Origin of the sequence: Neptunomonas marina, assembly GCF_004005935.1 — a bacterium.
Lineage (GTDB): Bacteria > Pseudomonadota > Gammaproteobacteria > Pseudomonadales > Balneatricaceae > Neptunomonas > Neptunomonas marina.
In genome coordinates, this window is the sequence record NZ_SACQ01000004.1 from 207,126 (window position 1) to 228,104 (window position 20,979).

17 protein-coding genes are annotated in these 20,979 nt (G+C 52.0%); 7 read left to right on the forward strand and 10 right to left on the reverse strand.

The genetic code is table 11. From position 1 onward, the window contains the following. Nucleotides 1–6 precede the first annotated feature (6 nt). From EOE65_RS10340 to EOE65_RS10350, 3 genes are all read right to left on the reverse strand, one after another. Nucleotides 7–1,062 carry a sensor domain-containing diguanylate cyclase gene (locus tag EOE65_RS10340; protein WP_164847077.1) on the reverse strand — a complete coding sequence of 352 codons (1,056 nt, stop codon included), beginning with the start codon at nt 1,060–1,062 and terminating at the stop codon, nt 7–9. Continuing rightward, on the reverse strand, nt 1,043–5,245 hold the full coding sequence (locus EOE65_RS10345) for an ATP-binding protein (RefSeq protein WP_127694239.1): 4,203 nt from the start codon (nt 5,243–5,245) through the stop codon (nt 1,043–1,045). The genes EOE65_RS10340 and EOE65_RS10345 overlap by 20 nt, the downstream gene beginning before the upstream one ends. 152 nt (nt 5,246–5,397) lie before the next feature. Then, complete coding sequence (locus EOE65_RS10350) at nt 5,398–5,874, reverse strand: Lrp/AsnC family transcriptional regulator (protein ID WP_127694240.1); 477 nt, start codon at nt 5,872–5,874, stop codon at nt 5,398–5,400. Nucleotides 5,875–6,085: 211 nt separating this feature from the next. Here EOE65_RS10350 and EOE65_RS10355 point away from each other — a divergent pair, with 211 nt between their 5' ends. Then, nucleotides 6,086–7,138: an arginine N-succinyltransferase gene (locus EOE65_RS10355; RefSeq protein ID WP_127694241.1), complete on the forward strand. Its 1,053-nt coding sequence runs from the start codon at nt 6,086–6,088 to the stop codon at nt 7,136–7,138. A gap of 66 nt (nt 7,139–7,204) precedes the next feature. Here EOE65_RS10355 and EOE65_RS10360 read toward each other — a convergent pair whose 3' ends face one another. The 7 genes from EOE65_RS10360 to EOE65_RS10390 all read right to left on the reverse strand — a co-directional run bounded on the left by EOE65_RS10360 (nt 7,205) and on the right by EOE65_RS10390 (nt 13,535). After that, entirely contained in the window at nt 7,205–7,552 is a 348-nt protein-coding gene (locus EOE65_RS10360) for a RidA family protein (protein WP_127694242.1), read from the reverse strand. Nucleotides 7,553–7,639: 87 nt separating this feature from the next. Next, nucleotides 7,640–8,767, reverse strand: coding sequence for an NAD(P)/FAD-dependent oxidoreductase (locus EOE65_RS10365; RefSeq protein WP_127694243.1), 1,128 nt, complete (start codon nt 8,765–8,767; stop codon nt 7,640–7,642). Beyond that, nucleotides 8,764–10,203 (reverse strand): FAD/NAD(P)-dependent oxidoreductase, encoded by a 1,440-nt coding sequence (locus EOE65_RS10370; RefSeq protein WP_127694244.1) that lies wholly within the window; start codon nt 10,201–10,203, stop codon nt 8,764–8,766. The genes EOE65_RS10365 and EOE65_RS10370 overlap by 4 nt, the downstream gene beginning before the upstream one ends. Next, complete coding sequence (locus EOE65_RS10375; protein ID WP_127694245.1) at nt 10,203–10,517, reverse strand: (2Fe-2S)-binding protein; 315 nt, start codon at nt 10,515–10,517, stop codon at nt 10,203–10,205. Before EOE65_RS10375 ends, EOE65_RS10370 begins: the two co-directional genes overlap by 1 nt. A gap of 203 nt (nt 10,518–10,720) precedes the next feature. Further along, the gene (dctP, locus tag EOE65_RS10380) at nt 10,721–11,713 is read right to left on the reverse strand and encodes a TRAP transporter substrate-binding protein DctP (protein WP_127694246.1); all 993 of its coding nucleotides are present in this window, start codon (nt 11,711–11,713) and stop codon (nt 10,721–10,723) included. Nucleotides 11,714–11,764: 51 nt separating this feature from the next. Then, nucleotides 11,765–13,063 carry a TRAP transporter large permease gene (locus EOE65_RS10385; protein WP_127694247.1) on the reverse strand — a complete coding sequence of 433 codons (1,299 nt, stop codon included), beginning with the start codon at nt 13,061–13,063 and terminating at the stop codon, nt 11,765–11,767. A 1-nt stretch (nt 13,064) separates the two neighbouring features. Continuing rightward, complete coding sequence (locus EOE65_RS10390; RefSeq protein ID WP_127694248.1) at nt 13,065–13,535, reverse strand: TRAP transporter small permease; 471 nt, start codon at nt 13,533–13,535, stop codon at nt 13,065–13,067. Nucleotides 13,536–13,791: 256 nt separating this feature from the next. Here EOE65_RS10390 and EOE65_RS10395 point away from each other — a divergent pair, with 256 nt between their 5' ends. The 6 genes from EOE65_RS10395 to EOE65_RS10420 all read left to right on the forward strand — a co-directional run bounded on the left by EOE65_RS10395 (nt 13,792) and on the right by EOE65_RS10420 (nt 20,978). Beyond that, nucleotides 13,792–14,709 carry a LysR substrate-binding domain-containing protein gene (locus EOE65_RS10395; protein ID WP_127694249.1) on the forward strand — a complete coding sequence of 306 codons (918 nt, stop codon included), beginning with the start codon at nt 13,792–13,794 and terminating at the stop codon, nt 14,707–14,709. A gap of 173 nt (nt 14,710–14,882) precedes the next feature. After that, nucleotides 14,883–15,725, forward strand: coding sequence for an alkaline phosphatase family protein (locus tag EOE65_RS10400; RefSeq protein WP_127694250.1), 843 nt, complete (start codon nt 14,883–14,885; stop codon nt 15,723–15,725). Then, the gene (locus EOE65_RS10405) at nt 15,706–16,386 is read left to right on the forward strand and encodes an HAD family hydrolase (RefSeq protein WP_127694251.1); all 681 of its coding nucleotides are present in this window, start codon (nt 15,706–15,708) and stop codon (nt 16,384–16,386) included. Before EOE65_RS10400 ends, EOE65_RS10405 begins: the two co-directional genes overlap by 20 nt. A 38-nt stretch (nt 16,387–16,424) precedes the next feature. Then, the gene (locus tag EOE65_RS10410; RefSeq protein ID WP_127694252.1) at nt 16,425–18,464 is read left to right on the forward strand and encodes an ABC transporter substrate-binding protein; all 2,040 of its coding nucleotides are present in this window, start codon (nt 16,425–16,427) and stop codon (nt 18,462–18,464) included. A 77-nt stretch (nt 18,465–18,541) separates the two neighbouring features. Then, nucleotides 18,542–19,723 (forward strand): ABC transporter permease, encoded by a 1,182-nt coding sequence (locus EOE65_RS10415; RefSeq protein ID WP_127694253.1) that lies wholly within the window; start codon nt 18,542–18,544, stop codon nt 19,721–19,723. 10 nt (nt 19,724–19,733) lie between these two features. Then, nucleotides 19,734–20,978, forward strand: coding sequence for an ABC transporter permease (locus EOE65_RS10420; protein ID WP_127694254.1), 1,245 nt, complete (start codon nt 19,734–19,736; stop codon nt 20,976–20,978). Nucleotide 20,979: the final 1 nt, after the last annotated feature.

The window sequence follows — 20,979 nt, forward strand, 5'->3', positions numbered from 1 at the left end:
CTGCCCCTATATATCGGGGCGGTGCGCATCCTCTTTTTCAAACCATACCTGATTACGCCCACTCGCTTTCGCTTGGTATAAGCCTTTATCAGCCCGCTTAAGTGCTGATGTCACCGGTTCCGAAGGGCGCAACCGGCACAGCCCTGCACTAAAGGTAAAGCGCAGTTCCTCCGTATCGATCATCACGGACAGCCCTTCAACCATCGTCCTCAAACGCTCAGCTGCGCTGTAAGCACGGTCTAAATCAAGCCCACCAAAAACGATCGCAAACTCCTCTCCGCCCATCCGGCCAAAGAGGTCATCTTCACGCAGCTCACGCTGGATAGAGGTGGTAAATTGGCGTAACACCTCATCGCCTGCAGCATGGCCGTAGTTATCATTGAGCGCTTTAAAATGATCGAGGTCGATCATCAAAATACAGGAGATACGAAACGGGTGTGCCGTCTGCTGTTTAGCTGCCAGTGCCAGCCAAGCGCGCCGATTCAAAATACCCGTGAGCGCGTCGGTGTTCGCCTCTTGATAAAGCTGCTTTTCGAGGGCTTTGTATTCGCTAAAGTCACTGATGGTTGAAAAAATAACGCGCTCATCCTGCAGATCAACGTAGGTGGCGGATACCAGCGCCCAGAAACGCTGCTGTTGCCGGGTTCGCAAACGGCATTCAAAGTTGCTCACCGATCCATGCTGCTCTAACTGCGCCAAAAAGCGCTGGCGATCTTCAGGACTATCGTAAAACTGCACCATAGATTGGCCCGTCAACTGATCTGGAGGTACTTCAAGCCGCTCGTTGAGGAGAGCATTGCTGCTGATGCACTCGCCACTGAGGGTTGTGAGTGCGTAGGGCATCGGCAAAGCATCAAGAATGGCCAACAGGTAATGGCTCTTGCGCTCTAGCTCTTGCGTGCGCTGGGCAACCGTATGTTCTAACTGGTCATTCTGCTGCTGCAACTGCTCATACAGGCGGATGTTTTCAAAGCTGATTGCGTACTGAGCAGCAAATAGCTCCAACACTTCTAGGCGCCGACTGGAGAACAGGTTAGGCGTTTCACGATGCTCCAGCACCATTACGGATATTGACGGCTCTGTATTTACCAAAGGTAGGCAACAAAGTGAGCGCGGCTGCACATGTGATATAGGCATCATCAACGATATGGTGTTCGTGCTGAGCATCCTTTAGGGTGATGGTTTGCCCTTTATGGCGCGCAAGGTTTAGGTAGCCTTGCGGCACGAACTTAGCGCTCTGCAACGGTTGCTCCGAGCCATCTGGCAGGCGTTGCGCCACACAGATCCACTGCCCCTCTAAGTAGGTATAGATAGCACAATACTGAGAACCACTGACACTCGCCGACCAATGCAACAAGCGCCGATTCAACTCGGCGAAGCTAATGGTTTGCGCAATGTCTTGGCATGCTGTTGCGGTGTAACGCCAGCCATCCTGAGGACGACTTTGCAGGCCGCTATCATTTTGTAATGGCAACGAGGCGCGCTGCAGCTGTTCGCAGTCTTGCGCTTTGCCCACCGCACCCCAAGCGCGGTAAACATCGGCGGCTTGCTCTAAATAGACGCACCCAAGCTTAACCTGCCCTCGGCGTAGCCGCTGCTTGCCTGCACGCTCCTGCGTAATACCTTGCCAGAGCGCACTCTGGCTGGTTTCAGCCGCATTCATGGCCTTTTCGAGATAACAAACCGCGTTATTATCGTCTCCGTTTACGCTGGCGTACTCTGCTTGGATGAGCCAGTACCCGGGAGCAAAGGTATCAGGATTGAGATGAAACCACGTATCAACTCGCGGTAAGTTATCCACAAACCATTGTCGCTGGTGCGGCGCTAATGGCGCATCATGGTCTAGCTGAATAGCCAGCAGCGTCAGCAGATTGAACTGGACGTAAACCGCCTCATGAAAGATCCCTTCATCCAGTTCAGTCGGGTCTTGGTTTTCTGGCAGGCTGATCGCGAGCGCATCGCGATAGCTACCAAAAAGATAACCTTGAAGCAGCCGCCCTAGCTGACGATCATATTTACCACACATGTACCCCGTTGCTTGGTAATGCGCTAACGCTTCACTCTCAAAACCATCGTGGTGCTCAAGACTGTGTAAGTTATCGAGCTCACCACTGAGTATGCTCAGTAGATTTGTCTGCAGTTGGGTAAGGTAAACCTGATCGGGCTGATCGATCTTCACACACGTTTTATTAACGCTGCGAGTACGCGTCAGCAATGTTGAGAGTTTACTGACACTGAAAAGATCAGCATAAAAGCCAAAGATATAAGCGTGCACACCCCAATAGTAGTCACCGTGCTCAAAACACTGCTGGAATGCAGCATCACGTACTTGAGCGCCATAAGCCAGCGGTGCCTGCCAAGGCAAAATAAAGTTACTCAACATCATTCTTAAGCGCCCCTCAACAATGGGGCTAACAACATAACGCGACTGCACTTGCTGCGAGAACTGTGCAGCACTGAAAGCCGTTTCGTAGTCTTTTAATACCTTGGTGCCCATCAATCCATACATCATGAAGACATAAGCGCTGTAGTGGCTGTTCCCATGCCGCACGGTCAGATGCAAGAGTTCAAGAATGGTTAACGGGAAGAGTAGTGAGCCGGAGTTGTAACAACATGGCTGCATCGCCATCAGTATATCCATGATGTGCAGCACATGAGGGTCGTCTATATCAGGGCGTTCAACTAGCACTTCGAATGGATATTCGGCCAGCTCGATCTGTGCTCGCTCAATGGATGCACCAATGTTCTCCATTGTGCCCTCTCGAAGCGGATGCTCCAATGCGTTAAGCGCAGCCATCGCTTGCTCGATCGCTTGCTGCAATAAGCCATAGCGGGTGTACTGCGTGATCAAAATAACATTAAACGTAACAACGTGATTCTCTGTCACACAACTTCGCAGCACACTTTCTTTGAGTGCTTCCGCACGTTCATATGCACCACTAAGGTAAAGACACTCAAGACGATCAAGAGCTGCCTCGCAGTACTGTTGCGCAGCGAAATTATCGCCAACCAACGAGAATAGCTGATCAAGATACGCCGCAGCAGGATTGTAAGCTGTCGCCTTTTTAGCTCGCTTAGCGGCCAACCTGTTAGTAGCGATGAGCTGCTGCCGCTCGGCCGGTGTGAGCAATGCTTGTGCATTATTCCAATGCCGCGCGAGTTCGAAGCAGTCGTCCTCAGGCACATACTCAACATCCGCGGCTAGCAACTGGCCGATACGATAATGCAGCGCCTGCCGCTCACCTGGGGCAATCAAAGAGTAAGCGGCTTGCTGAACTCGATCGTGCAAAAAGCGATAACGTTGGCTACTTTCATCAACCATAACGAGCAAACCCGCACGGACAGAGGGCGCTAGCAAGGCTTGCACGCTTAGTCCTGCGTCCTCCCCTTCGAGAGCACCGATAATACGTATAGGAAAGCTAGCCCCAATACAGGCCCCATAGCTCATCGCTCTCGCAGTCCCAGCGGGTAAGCGATCAATCTTACGCACCATTAAATCGACAACATTATCCGTGATACTTTGTGCTTCGATGGCCTCTGAGTCCCATGCCCAAGCGCATTGTTCAGCATCAAAGTAGAGCAGGCTATTGTGATATAGCTCTTGGATAAACTGCCTTAAAAAAAACGGATTTCCGCCCGTTTTTTTGAATAATAACCGACCTAGCGGTACAACTTGATCAACGGTTTGACTCAACGTATCACTCAGCAAAGCATTGATATGCTCAACGCCTAACGGCTGCAGCTCGATTCGGCGGACAGGCTTCGTTTGGTCTTCCACTTCAGCCAACATGCTAATAAAGGGGTGCCGGTGGTCTACCTCGTTGTCTCGATACGCACCCAGCAGCAAGCAGTATTGGCCTGCTTCATCGCTCAGTAACAAGCGCAACAGGTTGATGCTGGCTGCATCAGCCCATTGGAGGTCATCAATGAAGATGGCAACCGGTTTGTGCTCAGTGCAGATGGCTCTGATAAAACTTACAAACACTTGGTTAAATCGATTCTGCTGCTCGTCCCCGCCAAGCTCTGGTACATCTGGGAGGTCATCGAGCAGCAACCCGAGTTCGGGAATGAGATCAACAATGATCTGGCCATTCGGATGCAGTGCTGCTGATAAACGCACCCGCCACTGATCAACCCTTTCAGTAGGCAAGCTCAGCAGACTACGCACGAACTGCGTCAACGCCTGAGAGATAGCGCTATAGGGCGTATTTTGGTACTGATCAAACTTCCCTGTAACAAACAGGCCATTCGATTTAAGCACCGGCTTTTGAATCTCATACACCAAGGCAGACTTACCCACACCAGAATAACCCGCAACCAATAGCGCCTGAGATGTGCCTTTTGCCGCTGCATCAAATGCGGCCATCAGTATGTCCAACTCTTGCGCTCGGCCATACAGTTTGCGCGGTAAAAGCAGTCGATTTGCCAACCCCCGCCCAACCAACACTGAAGAAGTGCCCTCTTGATTCAAGCTGTTTAAGTCATGCATTAGACCTGCACAACTTTGGTAACGCTGGATGGGATCTTTAGCAAGGAGCTTATGGGCAATATCAACTAACCCCGCCAAGCTATCATCTTGTCGAGACCAAGCCAGTTCACGCGCTAAGTGCGCGTAGCTAACCTCATGATCCGCTTCCAGATCTTGATAGGGTTTTTCACCATTAAGCAGCCAAAAGAGAATGCAACCTAAACTGTAAAGATCGGTCCGCTGATCCAAGTAATGATCGTATTGGTAGCCTTGCTCTGGTGCGAGGAAATGGGGATCACAGAAGCGCGGACGAAAGCCACTTAAACCCAGAGACTTACGCGGATAGTGACGAGCATAACTCAGATCAACTAACTCCGCTTGGTCATACGCAGGCGAGATTAAAAACACGCTGGGACGTAAACTTAAATGCAACACATCCTGATCATGAATCTGACTCACTGCAGTAACGAGCGCTTTAAATAACCTAATCTTTTCAACGCCAGATAACGCCTCGGGCTCTAATTGAGCTAACGAGTCGGCACAATGCCCAGCGATAACGAGTGTTCCCTCAGCGGCATGAGGCGTGTCTAACGTAACTGCACCTCGGCCTGCCAAATAGCGCAGCATCTCCCGCTCATTTACTAATGCAGCTTGGCGCTCAAAGCTCGTCATTTGAGCACAAAAAGAGCGCTCATAGAGATACCGGCCCCCTGTTTCAGCGACTCTCTTTAAACACAGTGAAATGTGATCCTGCATCAGTGCGGGCTTTGCTTGCATGAAACCTACCAAAAGTGTTGTTGGAACGATAACGTCCTATGCATGATTGTTTTAAATTTAGCACACTCCAGGTGCCTGCACGCTAATAAGGGTAGCTGTGCAAGCCTATTTGACGAGATGAAGAAAAGCATCGACACCGTTTGATCTAGGCTCTACTCCTCCAGCAACTCGTTCAGTGGAAAGCCACGAAAGGGTTTACCTTGCTCCAATACAACGTGGCTACTCATATTGACCTTTCCTGGAATGAGATCGAATAAACGATCAACAATTTGGTTGTAACGCACCATATCGGGCGCGACGATACGCAAAAAGAAGTCAAACACCCCGCTAACCGTGTCGCACTCCACCACCTCGGGAATCTCTTTAAGTGCAGCTTCAAACATGCGGAACGATTCACTGCTCGGATCTTTCAAACTAACCGTTGCGATCACCGTGACACTGCGGCAGAGCTTAGGGAGATCAAGCACCGCTAAGTAGGGCCCAATCACACCAGCGCTTTCTAACTTTTTGACACGGTTCAAGCATGAACTAGGTGATAGATCGACACGTGCCGCCAACGCCTGATTGGTTATCCGCGCTTCTCTCTGAAGCACCGAAAGAATCTTTCGATCAATCCGATCTAGTTGCATATCACACCTCCCACTCTCGTACACATTCCGCTTTAAAACCCGTATTGATTGGCTTAGCCATCCAGATCAAATTTAAAACAATACCGAATTTTATTTTGAGAACTGCCAATATGATACCGATTTATGCAGTTTTTAGAGACTTTTTGATCACTCATTCGGAGCCGACAGCGATAAAATTTGCCCATAAACCGACAATAAAAGAGCTTGCGCTATGCTGATTATTCGCCCATGTAACGAGAACGATCTTGACGATCTAATGCACCTGTCCCACACCGTTGGCAAAGGCATGACCTCTATGCCCGCCGACGAGAAAGCGTGGCATGAGAAGATCGCAGCATCAGCAAAGGCATTTGATTACCGCCAAGCGCCAGCCCCTGTAAGCACCTATTTCATGGTGCTCGAAGATACCGACTCGGGCCATGTGATCGGCACGACCGCCATCTACACAGGCGTCGGACTCACACAGCCATTCTACTCGTACAAAGTCTCCACCTTGGTGAGTAGCAGCTTAGACCTTTCAACCCTGCGCTCAACACGTGTCTTGAGTATGGTAAATGACTATACCGGTGCCACCGAGATCGGCTCGCTCTACCTATTACCAGAGTTTCGCCGCCCAGGCGTAGGCCAATTTTTGTCGCGCTCACGTTTTCTAACCTTCGCAGACTTCCCTGAGCGCTTTGGTCAACAGGTCATCGCCGAATTGAGAGGCTGGCAAGACGAGAAAGGGCATTCGCCACTCTGGGAACACTTAGGCAAGAAATTTTTCGGCATTGAGTTCCAAGAAGCCGTGACCATTGCGGCGCTGCGTGGCTCTCAATTCATATCCGATATGATGCCGAAGTACCCGATCTACATTGATCTGCTGCCAGAAGATGCGCAAGCGGTGATCGGTAAACCCCATGACTCCTCAGCACCCGCACTACATATGCTGAAAAAGGAGGGGTTCCAGTTTAACGGCTACGTTGACCTATTTGATGGGGGCCCATCTGTCCAAGCTGAAACCAGCGCAATTCGCAGTGTTGCAGATAGCCAGCAAGCGGCTTTTCGAATCGTTGCGAACGTACCATCAGATGCTCAGCAGTTTATTGTTAGCAACCAAGATTTAGCCAACTACCGCTGCGGCTTAGTCGCAGGCTATATCGATGAGCACGGCACTCTGTGCTTAAGCGCCGACAGTGCTCAGCACTTAGCACTACACCTGCACACACCGGTACGTTTCATCACGATGAACGGCAGCGCTGCAGCGGTTAAACACGCCGCGTAAGTCTCTGACGACTAAAAAGCCGAATCCATTGCTTGGATTCGGCTTTTTTATTTTGCGGCATACCACTTATTGTGCCGCGATAACACTCAATTCAACGAGCACATTAGGGCGTGCCATATGCGCTTCGACACAGGCGCGGGCTGGCTTAGGTTTGTCGGCAACCCACGCATCCCATACGGCATTCATCGCAGCGAAGTCCTTCATATCACGTAGATAGATTGTGACGGATAGCAGGTTATCCGTATTGGAACCTGCCTCTTCCAGCAACGCTTCCACCTGCGCTAGGCAACGGCGCGTTTGCTCAGCGGTGTCCCACTCATCAGCGCTGGCAGTCTGTCCACATAGGTAGATAGTGTTGTTGTGCTTCACGATTTTACTCATTCGGTCATTAGAACCCATGCGCTCAATAGTCATGCTTTTTGTCTCTTTGATATTAGTTAATGCAAGGAAAGGCCTCTGAGCCGCCTTAGCTGCGGCTCAGATAGCGAATTGATTGAAAGGCTACAGCACTTTGCGCTCGTAACGATTGACGCGCAAAGGCTCCAGATCAAAGCGCGTCTCGCCGGTGGTCACTAGATCTGCCAGCACCTCTCCCACAACAGGGCCAAGCTGGAAGCCGTGCGCCGAGAACGCAAACGCGTGATACGCTTTCTCGGCTCGCGCGCTCTTACCCAGTACTGGGAGGTTGTCTGGCATGTAACCCTCAAGGCCTGACCACATCCGATTGACTGAAGCGGTGCGCATAATGGGGAAGAAATCGATCGCGTTTTTCGCACCATTGGCGATCAGCTTATAGTCCAACCGCGTTCGGTTGGCGGTCCGGTCTGCGAAGCCTTTTGCACCTCCGCCAATTAATACCGTGCCGTTCTCAAATTGTTTGAAAGATAGCGGTCGGCTCACCGCACCCACAACAGGCGTGGCGAAATGGGGCATACGCGTGGTGATCATCAGCATGGGAGCACTGTATGACATGGGCACGTTGTCGCCCATCATGACAGACACAAGATCTCCCCATGCACCGGCACAGTTGATCAAGTGCTCCGCCTGAAAACGCTCGGTCGCTGTGGTCACTAACCAGCTATCACCAACACGGCGGATCTGCTCGACCTGCTGACCCTCATAGAATTGCGCACCTAGGCGCTTAGCTGCATGGCAGAAAGCTTGGGTGGCATGAAAAGGGATCGCATAGCCATCAGACTCTGAGACTACCCCACCAACACAGTGTGGTGCGACAAACGGCAACCGCTCCCGCAGCTCCGGCTGATCGAGCCGAACTTCATGAAAGTAGCCAAGCTGATGCATCTGCACTTCACGCTGCGCCAGCGTCTCAAGGTCCTTCTCATCAGCGGCAATATTGATGAGCGAGCGCGCCCGAAAGCCGGTATCAGCATCCAGCTCATCATCAAGCTGATGCCAACGACGCATCGATTCCAGACTGAGCTCAACCTCAGCAACATGGCGGCCCAATAACCGCACCCCGCCGGCGTTCACACCCGAGGCATGTCGCGACACGGTGTCTTTTTCAACAACCGCAACACAAACGCCCCGCTGCGCCAGATGATAAGCCGCGGAGGCCCCCTGAATACCACCACCGATAATCAGTACATCACTTGTCTTTAGTTGACTCACGACTGCACCTCCGGCTTGGCATTAGCATGGCTTGGCGCGAGTTCACTAAAAGCGCCAAGCTCCTCCAAGGCCAATAAACGCATGGGCGAGCGCAACCGGTAGTAACCAATTTCACTCACCGGCTGTTCGTTCCACTGCCCTAATAGCTCGCTGACCGTATGGCCACACATCCGCCCTTGGCATGGCCCCATACCACAGCGCGTCTGACTCTTGAGCTGATCGGGGAGTTTCCCGCCCAGTGCAAAGCCCGCTTTTAAATCAGCGACGCTGCGCTCTTCACAACGGCAAACCACCGTTGCATCCTGTTGCGGAATACGATGGGCATCCATCGGGCGATAAAGTGCATCGATAAATGCACGAAAACGCTGCATAGAAGCAAGCTGCGCAAAGCCTGCTCGTGCTTGTTCATTACGTTGGTCTTTATCGATAAAGCCTAACGATTCGAGCTGCATCAACGCGGCGATGCGGCCCATAATATGTGCACCATCGGCACCCACGATACCACTGGCATCACCCACGACCGCCACATGCGCAAGGCTACTGCGTCCCCACACATTAAGGTTTGGTTTCCAACACAGCTGTTGCTCACACCAATGGTGTTCGAGGCCCAATGCACGGGTGATATTTAAGTTCGGAATCACACCTTGATGCAAAAATACCCGGCTTGCTTCGATCTCATGGTGCTGTCCACCTGCGCTAAATCGAATACCCGTCGCTTGTTCGTCGCCCAGCACCTCAAGTGCTTCTGCGCAACGATAAAACGGTACGCCCGCTCGGCGAATCTCACGCAGTAAACCCAGCCCTTTAAGCAGCATTTTTGGCATACGCGCTACACCTAAGCCGACCTTTGCCGCGTTCAGGTAGTTCTCTTTTGGGGTGGTATCGACCACCGCCTTAACGGGCACACCTAAGCGAATATATTGCGCCACAATGAGGTACAGCAGCGGCCCGGTGCCCACAAACACGGCATCATCGATGACAAGACCATCAGACTTGAGCATCACCTGCGCACTACCTGCCGACATAACACCGGGCAAGTGCCATCCAGGAATAGGGAAGGGCCGCTCCATCGCACCATTGGCGATAATAAGCTGCGTGGCCGTCAAGCGGCGTGTTTTACCCTGCTCCGAGAGCAGTACTTCGCCGTTATCGCCCACATGCCAAACATTGACACCACGCAGGTGTTCAGCACCCGACTGTGCAAACGCCTTCGTCAATGCTTGGCCTTTGATATAGTCTTCACCCAGCGTATCGGGTGTTTCCAGTGGGCTGTGATCCACGCCACGATAGATCTGGCCACCCGCATGGGGCTTATCATCCAGAACCACCACCGAGGCACCTGCTGCACATGCGGTTACCGCTGCGGACATACCGGCAGGGCCAGCACCGATGATGGCGATATCATAACTGTCTTGTTTCAGAGGCTCGGTACTCATCAAGATGCCTCCTCGGGTAGTGCAGCGGTTTGCTCTGTAATTGTTTGGTGCGAAACCACCATGCCCTCTTCCACGGGCGTCAAACACGCCTGTCGGTTTGGCATACCATTGACCTCGACCAAACACTCAAAGCAGACGCCCATCGCGCAGTAGGCGGAGCGCGGTTGTTCAGTAACTGGCGACTTCCGCGTTTCGGTTTGTCCCGCTAGTGTCATAGCTGTCCAAACAGAACACCCTGCAGGTACAGTGTGAGGGGCGCCATTAATTGTGAGCGTCACCATCGGTTCAACGGGACGCGAAAGAAGACGAAACATAACAAGCCCAGTGATAAATTGAAGAAAAAAACCCAACCAGCCGCCCTAAAACACAGACGCAGATAATTGCATTGGAGAGATCTGTGGAACTGGCTGGGCCAAACTTACCGAGTGCCCAAAGGGCTAACACAACACTCCACTGAATGTGGAACAAAGGCTCCGGCGCAAGCCCTGAGCCTTTGTAGAAGCGCGATCAACAACGATTACTTGTTGATCTCATCAAGGATCTTCTGGCCCCAATCTGCACCCACATCCTTAAGGATTTGTGGCCACACTTCAGCACGCACTTTTGCAGCGGTTGCCGCCAATTGCTCATCGCTTAGCTCAACAATCGTAGCGCCGTATTCCGCGAGTTTTTGCTCGTTTGCTGTTTGGTCTGATTCAGCCTTCGCCCAACGACGCACTTCAAAGTCAGCTGCTGCCTTGCGCAGAGCCGCTTGGTCTTCAGCGTCCAGATCCGCCATCGAGCCGTTATTGATGATCATGTACCACACCTCAAAGTGTGTATTGACCGGTACATAGGTTTTAGTCACATCACGGAAAGACGCGTAGTAGCCCTCAGCACCTGAGCCGATAACGCCATCAACAACGCCTGTTTGTACCGCAGTGAACGCTTCAGAGAACGGGATCGGCGAGCTGATATAACCCAGCGCATCAGCCGTTAACTGGAAGCTTTTGATACCCGGCACACGAACTTTAATGCCCTTATCAACATTTGGGTCACCCGGTGAAACAGCGTCTGTGTTCAGCGCAACGCCACCAAAGTAAACCGGGTATGCTGCGAGCATTTCGATATCTTGCTTAGCATACAGAGACTTCATCGCCTTATTGATCGCACCACCTGGGCCGTAGATCGCTTTAGCTTGCGCCCAGTTCTCAGCGATATATGGGAAAGAGGAGATCTGCATACGGCGCGAAGCCGCAGTTGCCGCAGGCTGCACGGCCATATCGATAGCGCCTACTGAGATCCGCTCCTGCACGGTGGTGTAATCACCCAAAGCACTGGCAGCGAAGATCTTCAGCGTCACATCACCACCTGTTGCCTGATCGATCTCAGTCGCAAGCTCTTTCAGCTCGTTGTCGATCGTTGCGCCTTGCGGGCGAATGTGGCTGATCTTCAGCTCCGTTGCATCTGCTACCGTGGTCAGTGTCATGGCAGCGGTTAGCAGCGCTGGGGTTAGGAATGATTTTTTCATTACAACATCCTCTCTTTTTAGATTTTTTATCTGCAGGTTTTGCATGTTTTTTTAGTAGCCGAAGAAGGTCGGCAGGAACATCGATAGATCCGTCCAGAATGAAGTCAGAATCACCACAGGGAGATAACCCGTTACGATCAACAACATTGCAGGTTTAATTACCTTGGTGACCGGCACTTTACCGATACGCGCACCCAGGTAGAGAATTGACGCATATGGCGGTGTAACACCACCCATCGCCGTGTTTACGCCCATGATGGCAGCGAACTGAATCGGGCTGATGCCCAGCGCTTCCATCAGCGGTAGCAACAAAGGTGCAATCAAGATGATCGCGGTGACATCGTTCACAACCATGCCCACCAAGAACAGCAGCACGTTGATCAGAATAAGTAAGACAACCTTGTCGTCTGTGATCGAGAAGATCGCTTCCACCAGCGCTTGTGGTACCGACTCCACAACAAATATCTGCGATAGAATCATACTGAACAGAATCATCAGCATGATGGCACCCACCGCCGTTGATGCTTCTTTACCCGCAAACAGGAAGGTCTTCAGATCAAGGCCTTTGTAGATCAAGAAGCCCACAGGAATCGCGTAGATAACAGCCAAAGCTGCCGCTTCTGTTGGCGTCATGATACCGCCGTAGATCCCCCCCAAAATAATGACAGGCATCAGCAGAGCTGGCGTCGCTTTAAAGCCGCGGTTCGCTACCTCAGCAACAAACTCTTCACCTTTAGGACGCTCTTCCAGCTTCAGCGGGAACTTACGTGCTAGCCAGACGTTAACCACTGAGAAGTTGGTCATAATCAGTAGACCTGGGCCTAACGTTGCTAAGAAACACGCCAAAATTGAGGTATCGGTAACCCAGCCATAGACGATCATCGTGACGCTTGGCGGAATCAACAGCCCTAGTAAGGATGAGTTAGCGATCAAAGCCGTGGCGTATTCACGCGGATAGCCTTGCTTCTCCATCTCGGGAATGAGCAACGGTCCGATGGCAGCAACACCGGTCAGGCCTGAGCCAGAGATGGCGCCGATCAAAGCACAGCTAATGGTTGCGACCACACCCAAACCACCACGCAGATGGCCGACAAAAATATTGACGAAATTGAGCAAACTGGCGGCGATGCCACTGGCACTCATAATGGTCCCAGCCAATACAAACAGGGGGATCGCCAGTAGTACAGGGTTCCCTAGCTGCTGAAAGCCCCACAACATATTGCCTTTCATGACCACGTCACCGAGGTAATACATCACCATCAAACCGCCGCCAAAGCAGTACGGAAGTGGCAAACCCAAGGTCAATAAAATGACCAATACAGCCACTGCAATCAGTGCAACTTCAACCATCTTATTGCTCCTCGTCAGTCGCTAGGTCACGGATGTGGCTGACCAGATGCATAGCGGTGTAGATCATCATCAACACCATGCCGGTTATCAGCGCAACGTCCACATAGAATGTTGGTAGGTACAGGGTTGGACTCTCTTTCCAAACCCGTAGGGAGTATTTCGTAAAGTCCCACGCCCAGTAGGTTAGCCAGCCACCAATAATTAGGCTGAGCACCTCACCAACAATGGCAAGGCCAACAATTTGGCGTTTCGTTTTCAGGAAAATTTCCAGCACATTGGCACGGATGTGGGTGTTCTCTCTTGAGGCGTTAACCGCGCCTAACATGTAGAGCCACATCGTGGGATAGAGCAACGTCTCCTCAAGCCCCATCACGGGAATCTCAAGGACATAGCGCGTTATCACCTGGACAAACTGTCCACCCGCAACCAGACAAATCAGCCCGGTGAGCAGATAGCTCGCAAACTTGTTCATTCGGGTTTCCTTTCAGACTGCTTTATTGAGCCAACACGGGGATGACTCGTTTGTTATTAGCCAGTGCTTCATCCGAACCTAATCGTTACAGCGGAGCATCCTTTCTTCTCGTACACCGGTGGTTGAATATTTGCGCTAGCGGGGTATAAAATCAATTTGAAAATATCGATACCTCCATAATAAAAATCTATACATAGCTTTTAATCCTTTATTTAACAAAGCATTAAAAGCCCATAGAAAAACAAAGTGAAAATTTATGAACATCACAATTCGTCAGCTCCAGTGCTTCCGCGAAGTGATGCGGACCGGTTCAATCTCGGAAGCCGCCCGCACCTTGCAACGCACCCAACCAGCCGTTAGCAATATGATATCCACTTTAGAGGAGGAGCTAGGAGTCACTCTGTTTGAACGCCAGCGCAGCCGCTTAATCAGAAAGCCCGAGGCGGATTACTTTCTTGAAGAGGCAGAGCAGGTACTCGAGCGGCTCAATAAAACCGCCCGCACGATGAAGGAGATTGCAGGATTAGAGCTTGGGCGCTTAAAAATCGCCTGTATGCCTGCAGCGGCCGGTTACCTGATGCCGCGTTTGGTGGCTGAATATGTGAAAGACAAACCCAAAGTGAATGTGTCGATGATGATGCGCGACTCATCCGTGATTGAGGAGTGGATAACCTCTCAGCAGTATGACTTGGGCCTTGCCGAAACACCGCCGCCCAACCGTGCGCTTGATGCGGAGAACTTTGAGCTGCAATGTGTCTGCGCACTTCCCAAGAACGACCCGTTAGCGAAAAAGACCGTTATCACTCCTGCCGACCTCAACGGTAAACCTCTGGCCACGCTTCAAGAGGGGCACCAGAACTACCTCTCTTGCCAACGCGCTTTTCGCAGCCACAGCGCCAAAATGAACCAACGTTTCGAGCTGCTCACTTTTCAACCAGCGCTGAAACTCGTGGAGGAGGGTTTGTGCTATAGCATCTGCGATCCCATGACAGCCGACGGCTATTTGCAGCGCTTTGACGACCGCGCCCAGTTAGTGTTCAAGCCGTTTGCCCCGCAGATTACGCTATCGGTTGCGGTGCTCACGCCCGCACACCGGCCCAGCTCAATGCTTGCTAGCCACTTTAAAGCGCACCTAGTGGATGAACTCACCCGCATGAACGAGCGGTTCACGTAAGTGCTGCTCACCACATGACACTTCATAAACAGAAGTTATACACAAAAGCAGATCTTTTAATCGTTCACCATTTTTTCTTATAGCCGTCACATAAGCTCCACATTACTTCCCTACTCTAGTCGCAACTTAATGTGTTGGCAGCGAACGCCAACCGCGTCACGGATAGGATGTATATGGCAAATAAAGTCATTTTGGTTGTGCTTGATGGGCTGAACTATCAAACCGCAAACGAGTGCTTGGGCTTCGTACAAGCACTACGCAAAGAGGGGCAGGCAACCCAGTACCGCATGCAGTGCGAGCTACCGTCCATGTCTCGCCCACTGTACGAGACCATACTGACTGGCACACGCCCGGCGGTGAACGGTATCGTGAACAACCAGATCACACGCCTTTCCAACCAAACCAGTATTTTTAGCTTGGCGAAGCAGGCTGGGTTAACAACGGCTGCGGCGGCCTATCATTGGGTCAGCGAGCTCTATAACCGTACACCCTACGACCCCCGACGCGACCGATTCACCCACGACCCCAGCCTGACCATCCCATATGGCTGTTTTTATCATGCTGATCACTACCCAGATAGCCACCTGCTGATTGATGCCGAGATGCTGCGTCGCCGTCATGATCCAGACTTCTTGCTGGTGCACCCAATGAATATTGACGATACCGGTCACCGCCATGGTGTTGATAGCAGCAACTACCGCAACAGCGCGCGACACCTCGATGGGGAGCTATCGCATTACTTACCCACTTGGATCGCTGCGGGCTACCAGATCATCATCACTGCCGACCACGGTATGAATGCAGATCGCAGCCATGGCGGTATCTTGCCAGAAGAGACAGAGGTTCCCTTTATCACCATCGGTGAGCGTTTCTCCCATGACAGCGCCCTCACCCCAGCACAGACCGACATCTGCGGCACCATCTGCGAGCTGCTAGAGATTGCGCAGCACAGCAAGCCTGTCACCCAAGGTTTATTGACACTCCCAGAGGTGCGCCATGCCGTTAGCTATCTTTGATCTAGATGAAACACTGCTTTGCGGCGATACCGCATCGCTCTTTTGCCGCCGCTTGGTAAAGCTAGGGTTAGCAACACCGGACTTCCTCGCAGAAGAAGCGCGGCTCATGGAAGCTTATGCTGCACGCACACTGGATATGGCTGACTATGTGCGCTTTCTTATGCGCCCCCTTAACCAGCTATCCACAGCACAAGTCGCCGCACTGTTACCGGCATTCATTGCAGAGGATATCGCCCCGCGCATCTATCCACAGGCGCATCAACTACTGCACACACTGGCGGAGCAGAACACACGCATCTTGATTATCTCAGCCACCCCCACCTTTTTAGTGCGTGCGGTTGCGGAACATCTAGGGGTTGCTGATGTGTTAGCGATCGATCTGGCAGTGACTGACAACCACTACAACGGCGAGATTGCAGGCATCGCAAGCTACCAAGCGGGCAAAATTACCCGGCTAGAGGCATGGCTGCGCGATCACCCATTCCCGCGCGCTGAAATGACGTTTTATAGCGATTCGCCCAACGACCTCCCACTGCTTGAGTACGTGCCGCACCCTGTGGCCACCAACCCAAGTCCGGCGCTTGAAGCGATCGCACACGAGAACCAATGGGACATTCTTCACTGGCAAGCCCCTTCGGCTTGCTTGGCAACACAACCGTAATAACGACAACGACCTTTAATGACTAGGAACTGAGAGTTATGTCTAAACGACTTATTGCCAGCGCAGCGGTGCTGATGGCGACTAACGCTATTGCCGCTTGTCCAACGATCACTGCGGACAAAGCCAATGGAGCCTATCCGAACCTGTTTGAGAAAGCCGAGTTCGAACGTCTTCACCAGTGCAACCTGAGCTTCGCTGAAAACCCAGCGATTCAAGCGCTCAACAAGCGCATCGCCGGTAACCCAGCGATCCCTGCGGTAGCTGAACGCCTGCCACAAGAACCGCTTGTTATTGCACCATACCAGCAAATTGGCCAGTACGGCGGTGTGCTGGATGGCATATCAAAGGCAACCGAATCTGGCACATCAGACCTTCTGGCGGTGCGTCACGTTAACCTGACTCGTTTTAGTGACGACTTGGCAACCGTTGTCCCCAATGTGGCTAAGTCTTGGCAGTGGAATGATGACTTCACTGTGCTGACCATGTCGCTGCGTAAAGGACACAAGTGGTCCGATGGCAACGACTTTACCGCCGAAGATGTGGTGTTCTGGTACCACAACATGCTGATGGATACGTCGATCATCAAGTCGCCTAAAGAGCGTTTCCTATCGGATGGTAAGCCGATGCAAGTGGAAGCGGTGGATGAAACCACGGTGCGCTTCACATTGAATGCACCCATGCCTTCACTGCCAGCGATGTTCGCCCAAGACTACGCGCAGCCGTTCCAACCAAAACACCTGCTAGAGCAGTTCCATCCAGCGCTCAACAAAGACGCTGATAAGCGCGCTCAAGAGCTAGGTTTTGAAAATGGCTATGCCGTGATCAACTTCTACTACGGCCAATCTGATTGGAAAGATGTGCCAACCCCCTTGCTAAAAGACAAGGCTGCAGCCGAGCGCTTAGTCAAAGCAGGCTACACCGCTGTAGCGCCAACGCTAGAATCGCACATTGTTGTTGAAGATACGTTGGAAGGCCGCCGCCTAGTGGCGAACCCCTACTTCTTCCAAGTGGATACAGCGGGTAACCAACTCCCTTATATCAATGAGATCAACGAAGTCTTTATTGGCGATGAGGATATCCAAGTCGCGAAGATGATCGCTGGCGAGATCGACTACAAAACTCAAGCCGTTAACCTACCTTCCGCGCCGGTGCTGTTAGAGAACAAAGCTCAAGGCAACTATAGCGTCACGCTGCGCCCAAATATCTCTCTGTCTACGTACGCGTTCAACATGACCGACAAAGACCTTGAGAAGCGCGCCGTTTTCAACGACATCAACTTCCGCCGTGCTATGTCGGTGGCGATTGATCGCAACAAGATCAACGAAGTCGCCTACTTCAACCTTGGTAAGCCAGCTCAGTATACGGCTTTCGATTCTGCAACAGCGCCATTTGTCTCCGAGAAGATGCTCAACCAGTGGATTCAATTTGATCAGACCTTGGCGAAGCAGCTACTCGATAAAGCAGGAGTTGTAGATAAAGATGGCGATGGCAAACGTGACCTGCCATCCGGCAAAAAGTTTGAGCTGCCGATCCTCTTCTCTACCCAAGAAACAGCGACAGAAGTGGTTGAGATCATCGCCAACAACTGGAATCAGGTTGGCATCGAAACCTCTATCAAGGAAGTAACTTCCGATGAGTACCGCAACTCCCAGTCAGCGAATGACCTGACAGTGATGTTCTGGAAGATGGGCCGCCCGCTCGCCACACTGGCATCGAACACCACGGATCTACTGCCACCTTATGGCAGCTTCTTTGACATCCGTACCGGCATGCTGTGGGAGCAGTTCCGTAACACCAACGGTGCTGAAGGTGTGAAACCACCAGCCACTGTCGACAAGATGTCTGAGCTGGCCGCGAAGTTTGTCACCCTAAAAATGGGCTCTGATGCTTCCAATAAAGTCGGTGCTGAAATTGCTCAACGCGTGGCTGATGACATGTTTGTTGTCGGCACGGTGAAAGCCGTAGCGCCTATCTATCGCAGCAACAAGCTGGGTAACTTCCAAGTCCAAAAGACACACTCTTACGACTACTACTGGAGCTATCCATACATGCCAACGCAGTGGTTCCTAGCCGAGTAATCGCCTAGGTAGCCCGAGCAGCCTGTGCCTTTGTCGCAGGCTGCTGATTTTGGATAAACTAACTGCTGTATCAGATTATGACTCAATTCCTCGCACAAACCTGGCTGCTGTGGATCTTATTGATCGCCGCTGGAACCCTCACCCTCCTTGGCCGCACTAGCCAGTACTTCCACTATGTCCGAAACCGCTTTTTGATGGCTCTGGTGGGGTTATTAACGGTTAGCCTCATCGTGTTTTCGCTGATGGAAGTGCTACCGGGTGACTGTGCGGAAAAGTATATCGCTTATAAAAGCACCCAAGGCGAAACCATTACGCAAGCCGATATCGATGCAGAGCGCGCACGTATGGGGCTGGATCAACCTTTCGCCGTGCGTTGGGGCAGCTGGGTTGCCAATCTCACTCTCAATGGTGACTTGGGCTTTAGCTGTGCAAAACGACAACCGGTTAACCTTGCCTTGGGCGATCGTTTTTGGCTCAGTTTCATGTTCTGTATTGCTGGGCTTATGTTGTCTTACCTGATCGCCGTGCCGTTTGGCATCTTGTCGGCGTATGTCTTGAACAAGCCATGGGCAGACCGTAATCCACAGCACACAACAGCGCGTCGTTTACTGAATACGTTAGGTTTAGGTTTAGCGAAAGCGCTAGACGTTGTGTTGCGCATCATCAGCTATTTGGGACTTGCTCTGCCCAACTTCCTGCTCGCACTGAGTATTATTCTGCTGTACGTATTTGCCGGTGAAAGCGCCCCAACCGGGTTATTCTCCGATGCTTGGCGCAACGAGCCTTGGTTTGCCGAACAGGGTTTTCAATGGGGCAAACTCAACGATTTTCTGGGCCATATTTGGTTACCCATTTTTGTGATCGGCTGGTCAGCCACCGCCCTGCAACTACAAACCGTACGCGCGCTTGTGGTGGATGAGTCCAACAAACTCTACGTCGATGCGGCACGTGCGCGTGGCGTGCGCGGGTTAAGCCTGTGGGCCCGCTATCCGGTGCGTCACTCCATCAGCCCACTGTTTAACAGTGTCGGCTTTGACTTCCAACGTGTCTTTAACGACCTCCCCATCGTGGCCGTTGTGATCGGCTTAACCGATGCCGCCGCTCTGCTGATCGAAGCACTCGCCATGACCAATGATCAGGAGCTGGCAGCGGGGATTCTCTTTCTGGTGGCGTTGGTCGTGATCTCAATGAACTTCATTACCGATATTGTGCTGGCCGCGGTTGACCCGCGGGTTCGTAAAAGCGTGCTAGGACACTAAGGAGATGACGATGATCGCAGCTATTTTTGGCAAACGCCGCGCAGCACAGCAAACGTCTCAAGATGCTGATTACTACACCGCCGGCCAATTTGCGCTGATCAAAGCGCGTTTTATGAAAAAGACGGTCGGCTTGATTGCAGGTTCGGTGCTTATGGGGCTCGTGCTACTTGGCTTGTTCGCCCCCTTTTTCTCCCCTGTTGACCCAACCATTAATGGCGCCGATAGCGACTATCGCCGCGGCGCGCCGCAACCCGTTCTATTTTGGGATGATAACGGCTTCTCATGGCGTCCATTCACCTATACCTACGCAAAGGAGCAACCGAAAATTGACTTCGGCGCTCTGCTGCAAAGTGGCAATCTAGACGCGCTTGATCAGCTCACATCCAGCGGCGCCCTCGACGCGTCCACCCAGAATAAATTTACCGTGGATAAAGAGGCACGCCGCTACCTCCAGTTTTTTGTAAAAGACTGGGAGTACACAATCTTGAAGATCGATACATTCGGTATCGATTGGCGCTGGGATCGACACCTCTTCGGTGTAGCAACGGGAAAAATTCACATTCTTGGTACAGATGAAGATGGTAAGGATGTGTTTAGCCGCACCCTACATGCCCTGTGGATCACCATCAGCATCGCGATCGTTGCGTTGATTGTGAAGCTGTTTATGTCATTGCTGGTCGGCGGCGTGAGCGGCTACTTTGGCGGTAAAGTCGACACCATCCTGATGGCGATCACTGAAGCGGTGCGCGTCATACCGCCAATTCCGATCTATCTTGCCTGTGCTGTGGCGCTTGCGCAGATCGATCTCACCCCAGTACAGCGCTACTTTGCCATCGCTGTGGTGATTGGTGCACTCGACTTCGCCGCACTTGGGCGGCGTTTACGCACCCATATTCTAGTTGAGCGCAACCAAGACTATGTGTTGGCGGCCCAACTGGCAGGGGCGAGCCATATGCGCGTGATTTGGCGCCACCTCGTTCCAAGTTTTGGTAGCTATATCATCGTCGATACGCTGATCAACTTCCCCTATGTGATCTTGGCTGAGACCAGCTTGAGCTTTTTAGGATTGGGCCTAACCGAGCCGGTCAACAGCCTCGGAGTGCTATTGCAAAAAGCCCAAGACCCAGACATTCAACAAAACATGATCTGGCAGTTCTTTCCTGTAGCGGTATTCGTGCTGCTCATTATGGCCTTTGTGTTCGTGGGCGATGCCCTGCGTGATGCAGCAGACCCCTACTCAGAGAGGAATAAATAAC

Bases quoted from the DNA above. Each gene is read 5' to 3' on its own strand.
- EOE65_RS10400 (WP_127694250.1), top strand. From the start codon at position 14,883: ATGGCAAATAAAGTCATTTTGGTTGTGCTTGATGGGCTGAACTATCAA.
- EOE65_RS10355 (WP_127694241.1), top strand. From the start codon at position 6,086: ATGCTGATTATTCGCCCATGTAACGAGAACGATCTTGACGATCTAATG.
- EOE65_RS10345 (WP_127694239.1), bottom strand. From the start codon at position 5,245: ATGCAAGCAAAGCCCGCACTGATGCAGGATCACATTTCACTGTGTTTA.
- EOE65_RS10415 (WP_127694253.1), top strand. From the start codon at position 18,542: ATGACTCAATTCCTCGCACAAACCTGGCTGCTGTGGATCTTATTGATC.
- EOE65_RS10420 (WP_127694254.1), top strand. From the start codon at position 19,734: ATGATCGCAGCTATTTTTGGCAAACGCCGCGCAGCACAGCAAACGTCT.
- EOE65_RS10375 (WP_127694245.1), bottom strand. From the start codon at position 10,517: ATGTTTCGTCTTCTTTCGCGTCCCGTTGAACCGATGGTGACGCTCACA.
- EOE65_RS10410 (WP_127694252.1), top strand. From the start codon at position 16,425: ATGTCTAAACGACTTATTGCCAGCGCAGCGGTGCTGATGGCGACTAAC.
- EOE65_RS10370 (WP_127694244.1), bottom strand. From the start codon at position 10,203: ATGAGTACCGAGCCTCTGAAACAAGACAGTTATGATATCGCCATCATC.
- EOE65_RS10350 (WP_127694240.1), bottom strand. From the start codon at position 5,874: ATGCAACTAGATCGGATTGATCGAAAGATTCTTTCGGTGCTTCAGAGA.
- EOE65_RS10385 (WP_127694247.1), bottom strand. From the start codon at position 13,063: ATGGTTGAAGTTGCACTGATTGCAGTGGCTGTATTGGTCATTTTATTG.
- EOE65_RS10340 (WP_164847077.1), bottom strand. From the start codon at position 1,062: ATGGTGCTGGAGCATCGTGAAACGCCTAACCTGTTCTCCAGTCGGCGC.
- dctP (WP_127694246.1), bottom strand. From the start codon at position 11,713: ATGAAAAAATCATTCCTAACCCCAGCGCTGCTAACCGCTGCCATGACA.
- EOE65_RS10360 (WP_127694242.1), bottom strand. From the start codon at position 7,552: ATGACTATTGAGCGCATGGGTTCTAATGACCGAATGAGTAAAATCGTG.
- EOE65_RS10405 (WP_127694251.1), top strand. From the start codon at position 15,706: ATGCCGTTAGCTATCTTTGATCTAGATGAAACACTGCTTTGCGGCGAT.
- EOE65_RS10390 (WP_127694248.1), bottom strand. From the start codon at position 13,535: ATGAACAAGTTTGCGAGCTATCTGCTCACCGGGCTGATTTGTCTGGTT.
- EOE65_RS10395 (WP_127694249.1), top strand. From the start codon at position 13,792: ATGAACATCACAATTCGTCAGCTCCAGTGCTTCCGCGAAGTGATGCGG.